This is a genomic window from Endothiovibrio diazotrophicus (assembly GCF_054657215.1).
Window position 1 is genome coordinate 20,670 of the sequence record NZ_BAAHXB010000077.1, and the last position, 6,853, is coordinate 27,522.

General features: G+C 69.4%; 5 protein-coding genes. 3 read left to right on the top strand and 2 right to left on the bottom strand.

Annotated features, from left to right (window positions below; all coding sequences use genetic code 11):
* Window positions 1-132 precede the first annotated feature (132 nt).
* On the bottom strand, window positions 133-1,428 hold the full coding sequence (locus tag ACYQ2W_RS17505) for a DUF1835 domain-containing protein (RefSeq protein WP_459869914.1): 1,296 nt from the start codon (window positions 1,426-1,428) through the stop codon (window positions 133-135).
* Between the two features lie 291 nt (window positions 1,429-1,719).
* On the opposite strand from ACYQ2W_RS17505, the gene ACYQ2W_RS17510 reads away from it, so the two are divergent.
* The gene (locus ACYQ2W_RS17510) at window positions 1,720-3,063 is read left to right on the top strand and encodes a (Fe-S)-binding protein (RefSeq protein ID WP_459869916.1); all 1,344 of its coding nucleotides are present in this window, start codon (window positions 1,720-1,722) and stop codon (window positions 3,061-3,063) included.
* A 373-nt stretch (window positions 3,064-3,436) separates the two neighbouring features.
* Window positions 3,437-4,297, top strand: coding sequence for an AraC family transcriptional regulator (locus tag ACYQ2W_RS17515; RefSeq protein ID WP_459869919.1), 861 nt, complete (start codon window positions 3,437-3,439; stop codon window positions 4,295-4,297).
* 261 nt (window positions 4,298-4,558) lie between these two features.
* On the opposite strand, the gene ACYQ2W_RS17520 is transcribed toward ACYQ2W_RS17515, so the two are convergent.
* Window positions 4,559-5,842, bottom strand: a complete 1,284-nt coding sequence (locus ACYQ2W_RS17520) for an O-acetylhomoserine aminocarboxypropyltransferase/cysteine synthase family protein (RefSeq protein WP_459869921.1) — start codon at window positions 5,840-5,842, stop codon at window positions 4,559-4,561.
* 230 nt (window positions 5,843-6,072) lie between these two features.
* Between ACYQ2W_RS17520 and ACYQ2W_RS17525 the strand changes: the two genes are divergently transcribed.
* Window positions 6,073-6,735: a hypothetical protein gene (locus ACYQ2W_RS17525; protein WP_459869924.1), complete on the top strand. Its 663-nt coding sequence runs from the start codon at window positions 6,073-6,075 to the stop codon at window positions 6,733-6,735.
* Window positions 6,736-6,853 lie beyond the last annotated feature (118 nt).

Genomic DNA, 6,853 nt, shown 5'->3' on the forward strand with positions numbered 1-6,853 from the left:
CATCCTCTGGAGGATACGCCTGCCGCGATCCCGGTAGGAGCGGCCCCAGGCCGCGATGGCGCCCGCTCCGTTGGCCTCCGCAGGATACGGAAAGAGCGGCGCTTCGAACCATCGCGGCCTTGGGGGCCGCTCCTACCGGGGGGAGAGCTGCCGCGCCCGCCAACGGGGACATCCCGCCGCGCCATCCCAGCACCAGCTCCCCTCCTCTGCGGGACACCTCACCCCGCCAACCCAACGCACCGGCGGCCCCAGATCGAGCCGGTTGACTCGCCCCGCCAATACCGCCTCCCCGTCGTCGGTAAGCTGGAAGGGCGCACGAAACTCCGGCTCCCCCTCCGGCGCCGTCCCGATCCGCACCAGCGCTCGCGGCCCCATCGCCAGCTCGTGGACCACCCGGAAGAACATCACGTCCCCCAGATAGGGCAGCGGCTCGCGTTTGCCCATCAGCTCAGCGAAGGCGCGCCCCAAGGGGATCTCCCCCCACTCGCGACAGATCTCCAGGGTAAGCCGTTCGGTGAGCCCCAGGCCGCCGGCCCAATCCGGTAGCTCCCGCAGATGGCGCGCCAACGCCGCCGCCATCATCGGCACCGCCGGGGTCCCCTCGCGGGCGATCCGGTGCAACGCCTCCGGCGAAGGGTCGGTAATCGCCCGCCACACCCGCTCACCGAGGCGGAACTGCGCCTCACCGACGGCCACCCGCCTCCCCCACAACCAGCCGAGCAGCTCCGGCGAGAGCTGGCCGATGCCGATGAAGCGCTCCACCCCCGGCACGTGGTCCACCGCGATCAGCTCCACCTGCGCGGCCGGCGGACGCTCGGCGAAACGCATCAGCAGATAGGCGAGGATCAGCTGGTCGTAGCTGTCGTGCTCGAACCAGAGGACGATCCGGCGGTAGCCGTCGAGCCGCTCCAGCGCGCCGTATCCCTGGCGCAGCCGGGCCAGCGCGTCGGTCGGGCTCAGGCCGAAGGCGTCGGCGGTGTAACGGGCGCGACTGCGCAGGTGCTCCTCCAGCGGCAGCGCCGGCACCGGTCCCATGCAGAAGGGGTCGGAGAACTCCAGGAACTCACCGGTGAAACCGGCGCTCTTCAGTCCCTGCTGGATATCGGAACCGCAACGGATGTGCAGGGTGGGGAGGTCGCGGTCCCCCACCCGGCCGACGTGGTCGCGGGCGAAGTCGATCGCCTCGATATGGTGCTTGAGCCGCGGCCAGCAGGCGAAGCCGCACTCGCGGGCCACCACCCGCTGGGCATCGCTCAGCTTGAGGGGATCGGGCAAGGTGCCGAGGGAGGCGTTGAGGCGCCCGAGGGCTTCGGGATCGCCGCTCTTCGCCCCCTTCAACAGCTCCTTGGCGCGCTTGCGCTGCTGCTCCAGGTTGAGGTGGCCGTGGAAACGGGGCGAATTGCAGTCGCGGCGCGGTTCTTCGGACATACGAATCCCTCCAATGGCCCGGGTCCGCGAATATCGGGCGGAGTATCGTATGGAATGGAGTTGGCGATCGGTGGGCGCGGCCCTTCCCGCGGACGGGGACGCCGTGAGGCGCTGGGCGCAGCCTAACCCGCGGCGGGTCCCGATGTAAACGTCACCGACGAGCGGCGTGCGGCTTGTCGCGATTGCCACATATCGCCGGCGCCAACCCCTTGATTCTGCGTGCGCTGGCGCCCCCGCTCCGTGGCAACGGTTTTGCATCCCAGCGGGATTCCGCGCTGTGAGGAACCCACGATGAAACTCCACCTCGACTGGTCCGATTACGAAAACGCCGGCCTCGGTGACGCTTACGCCGACATCCCCAAGGAGGGCGGCAATTTCGCCAAGGCGGTGGCGGTGTGCATCAACAGTCGCCGGTGCGAGACCAAGGAGCGCGGCGTGATGTGCCCCAGCTACCGGGTCAGCGACGACCCCGAACTGGCCACCGGCGGCCGGGTGCGCCTGCTCAAGGCGGCGCTCAACGGCCAGCTCGGCGAGCAGCCGTTCGACGACCCGCAACTGGTCCGCGCAATGGAGCTCTGCGTGAGTTGCAAAGGGTGCCGCCGGGAGTGCGAGAACGAGGTGGACATGGCGCGGATCAAGATCGAATACCTCGCCCAGCGCAACGAGGAGCACCCCCTCTCGCGTCGCGACCGTCTCTTCGCCGAGCTGCCGCAGCGCCTCCATCGCGACCGCTGGCTCGTCCCGTTGATCCGCCTGCGCAACCGCTTGCCGCTGCTCGCCCCGCTCGGCGAAGCGCTGCTCGGCATCGCTGCCCGCCGCCGTCTGCCGGAGCCGGCCACCGCGCCCTTCAGCGGCACCGCCCTCGACTCCCCCGCCGACGGCCACCCGGTGGTGCTGTTCGTCGACAGCTTCACCCGCCACTTCAACCCGGCCCACGCCGAGGCGGCGATCCGCGTCCTCGGTGCCGGGGGCTACAGCGTCACCGTCGCCCAGCCCGATGCGACCGACGGCGAGCCGCGCCGCCCCCTCTGCTGCGGGCGCACACTGCTCTCCCAAGGGCTGGTCGAGGAGGCGCGCGCCGAGGCGCGCCGGGTGGTGGCGGCCCTCGCCCCCCATGCCGCGGCGGGCACGCCCATCGTCGGTCTGGAGCCCTCCTGCCTGCTCACCCTGCGCGACGAACACCTCGCCCTCGGTCTCGGCGAGCCGGCCCGGCAGGTCGCGGAGCGGGCCCAGCTGTTCGAGGAGTTCATCGCCCGCGAACAGACCGCCAAGCGCCTGCGTCTACCCCTGAAAAAGCGCCCCGACGACGCCCCGCCGCTGCTGGTGCACGGCCACTGCCACGAAAAGGCGGTGGGTGCCATGAAGTCGATGCGCAAGGCGCTGAAGCTGATTCCCGGCCTGCGGTTCGAACTGATCGAGGCCTCCTGCTGCGGCGGTGCCGGCAGCTTCGGCGTGGAGGCCGAACACGCCGATCTCGCCGACGCCATGGCCGAACAGGCGCTGCTGCCCAAGCTGCGCGAAAACCCCGACGCCGAGATCCTCGCCAACGGCTTCTCCTGCCGTCACCAGATGCGCGAAGGCGCCGGGCGACCGGCGCTGCACCTGGCCGAAGTGCTCGCCCAAGCGTTGGGGTAAGTCACGCCGATTGGTGCCATCGATCCGACCTTCGTCGCCACCCGGTCGTCGCTACCGCGGCGATGGGAACGGGGGCGCCGCGGCCTGATTTCGCGACGATCCGCGCGGAACGGCTGGTTCGGAAGATGCGGCGATACGCTTACCATGCCGCTTCCGTTCTGTCGGGGCGGTAGCCCCGACCTACGATACGGCCTGCCGAACCGAAACGCCTTCACTCCGCACCGATCGCGGCCTTGGGGCCGCTCCTACGGTGGCCGGACGCGCCGGCCTGTGGTACCCCTCGCGGTTCTCCGGCAAAGCGCACAATCCGCAATCCCGGTCAGGAACCAGGCGCCCCGCTCGGGCAAAGTGGCGTCCACCGAGAGGGGAGGCCATGAACGACAGCACGAGCAGGTATCAGGGGCGCTTCGAGCGGGTGCTCGATCACATCGAGCGGCACCTCGGCGAGGCGCTGACGGTGGAGCAGTTGGCGGCGGTGGCGGGCTTTTCCAAGTTCCACTTCCATCGCCAGTTCTCCGCCTACGTCGGCACCAACGTCGCCCGCTACGTGCAGGGGTTGCGCTTGCAACGCGCCTGCTACCGGCTGGTCTTCGAGGAGGCGCGGATCATCGATATCGCCCTGGATGCCGGCTTCGAGAATCCGGAGTCGTTCTCCCGCGCCTTCAAGCAGCAGTACGGCCTGACCCCCTCCCGGTTCCGTAAAGAACCGGCGTGGACACCGTGGAACCAGCGGTTGCGACGCCCCACCCTTGAGAGGAGTACCCCCATGCAGGTCGAGATCATCCACTTTCCCGAGACCCCGGTGGCCGTGCTGGAGCACCGCGGCTCCCCCGAGCGGGTCCACGATTCGGTGCGCACCTTCATCGATTGGCGGAAGAGCAGTGGCCGTTCGCCGGTAAACCAGCGCGACACCTTCGGCATCCCCTACGACGACCCGGCGAACGTCGCGCCGGAGCAGTTCCGCTTCGACATCTGCGGCGCGGTGCGCTCGCCGGTGGCGGAGAACCCCCAGGGGGTGGTCAACAAGGCGATCCCCGCCGGCCGCTGCGCGGTGGTCCGCCACCTCGGCTCCCTCGACCGGGTGGATGAGACGGTCTACTACCTGTTCCGCCAGTGGCTGCCGCGGAGCGGCGAGGAGCTGAGGGACTTTCCGGTGTTCTTCCACTACCGCACGCTGATGCCGTTCGTCGAGGAGCATGAGCTGGTGACCGACGTCCATCTGCCGTTGAAATAGGACCGACGCTGTTCGGGTTATCCTGGTTACCACGCTCCGCGTGGTAACCCGAACGGGCGCTTGAGCGAAGCGCGGCGGATGGGCGACGCTCCGCGTCGTTTCATCGGTGGGAAATGGGCCAAACACACACCGCGGGAGTGCGACGCGGAGCGTCGCGCGGGCATCGTCCACCTGCCGGGCGGTGGAGGACGTGAACGTTCCCACGCGGAGCGTGGGAACGAGAGGGTGGGAAGGTACTGGAAGGGACGTCAGGCGCGGGCGTTACTTCGCCTTTTCCAGCGCCTGGGCGATGTCGGCGATGATGTCGTCTACATGCTCGATGCCGATGGAGAGGCGCACCAGCTCCTCGCTCACCCCGGCGCGGGCCAGCTCTTCGGCGTTGAGCTGGCGGTGGGTGGTGGTCGCCGGGTGGCAGGCCAGCGTGCGCACGTCGCCGATGTTGACCAGCCGCAGGATCAGCTCCAGGGCATCGATGAACTTGACGCCCGCCTCCCGCCCGCCCTTCAGGCCGAAGCTGAGGATGCCCGAGGCACGGCCGCCCATGTACCGGTCGGCCAGCGCCTTGTGCGGGTCGTCGGCCAGCCCCGCGTAGTTGACCCACGCCACCTGCTCGTGGCCCTTGAGGTATTCGGCCACCTGCTGGCTGTTCTCGCAGTGGCGCTCCATGCGCAGGTGCAGCGTCTCCAGCCCCTGCAGGATGAGGAAGGCGTTGAACGGCGAGAGCGCCGCGCCCATGTTGCGCAGCGGCACCACCCGCGCGCGGGCGATGAAGGCGGCGGCGCCGAAGGTCTCGGTGTAGCTCACCCCGTGGTAGGAGACGTCGGGCTCGCACAGCTGCGGGAAGCGCGCGCGGTGCTCGGCCCACGGGAACTCGCCGGAGTCGACGATGATCCCGCCGATGCTGTTGCCGTGGCCACCCATGTACTTGGTGAGCGCATGGACGACGATGTCGGCGCCGTGCTCGATCGGCCGCCACAGGTAGGGGGTGGGCACGGTGTTGTCGACGATCAGCGGCACCCCGTGGGCGTGGGCCGCCTCGGCGAAGGCGGCCACGTCGGTGACGTTGCCGGCCGGGTTGCCGATCGACTCGCAGAACACCGCGCGGGTCTTCTCGTCGATCAGCCCGGCGATGGCGGCGGGGTCGCGGTAGTCGGCGAAGCGCACCTCGATGCCGTACTTGGGCAGGGTGTGGGCGAACAGGTTGTAGGTGCCGCCGTAGAGGGTGGAGACCGAGACGATGTTGTCGCCGGCCTGGGCCAGGGTCTGGATGGCGTAGGTGATCGCCGCCATGCCGGAGGCGGTGGCCAGTGCCGCCACGCCCCCTTCGAGGGCCGCCACCCGCTGCTCCAGCACGTCCCAGGTGGGGTTCATCATCCGCGTGTAGATGTTGCCCGGAACCTTCAGGTCGAAGAGATCGGCGCCGTGCTGGGTGTCGTCGAAGGCATAGGAGGTGGTCTGGTAGATGGGGGGGACCACGGCGTGGGTGGTGGGGTCGTGGTGGAAGCCGCCGCGCACGGTGACGGTCTCGATCTTCGGGTCGCTCATGGGAGTCCTCTTGTTCTTCAGGGATGGTTTCTTCGGTGGAGAGGGGAGTCTACCACCGGCTTGAAGGGGCGCGCCCGACCGGCAAGCCGTTACCCTCCCGCGCCGTGGCGGCGGCATCACTTGGCCGCCGCAAGGCCGTTCCACCCCTCATTCCGCCGTCCGACCGCGTTGGCCCCGAATTTGCGTTTCTCTCCTTCACGAGAACTCCGATCCCGCAGGGAGTAGAGGCCATGATCAACCCCGTCTCCGCCTACACCACGACCGCCCCGCTCCCGTCGACCCGAGCCACGGCCGCCACCCCGACCAGCGGCGGGACCACCCCCACCACCGACTCGTCGGACCGGCTGACGATCTCCAGCGAGGGATACCGGCGGGCCGCGGCGGGGACGACGGCCGCCGAACAGACCGGCAACCCCTTCGCCGCGCGCGCCGACGGTTCACTGCCGCCATTGATCACCGACTACAACCAGTTGGTCGGCATCGCCGAAAGCCGGCTGAAGGAGCTGATGGGACAACTGGGGATCAACCCCGACACCCCGGCCACCCTCACCGAGGACGGCTCGGGCAACATCGCGGTCGCGATCGACCACCCGCGGGCCAAAGAGCTGGAGGAGCTGGCCAACAACGACCAGGTATTGCGCAACGGGGTGATCGGCGCCGCGACCATGGCGCGGGTCTCGCGCATCGCCGCCGCCCAGCAGATGGCCGGCCAGGCGATCGACGCCAACCCCGAGAGTGCCGACCGCTGCATCGACTGGCTGATGAAGGTGTCACGTCAGGCCACCAACATGGACGTGCGCTTCCAGCTCGCCGACGGCAAGCTGAGCGGCTCGCTGATCACCGCCGACGGGCGCCCGCTGGGGATCACCGAGGGGCTCTCGGTGCCGAGCTGAGGCGCCCTCCGTTGCCGGGACGGCGTGGGCGTACCCGGTGACGGCCGAAGGGGTGAAACGGGAAGGAAGAGAGACGAGGTTGAGAAGGCGTGACGTCCGATCGGCCACCGCGAAACGC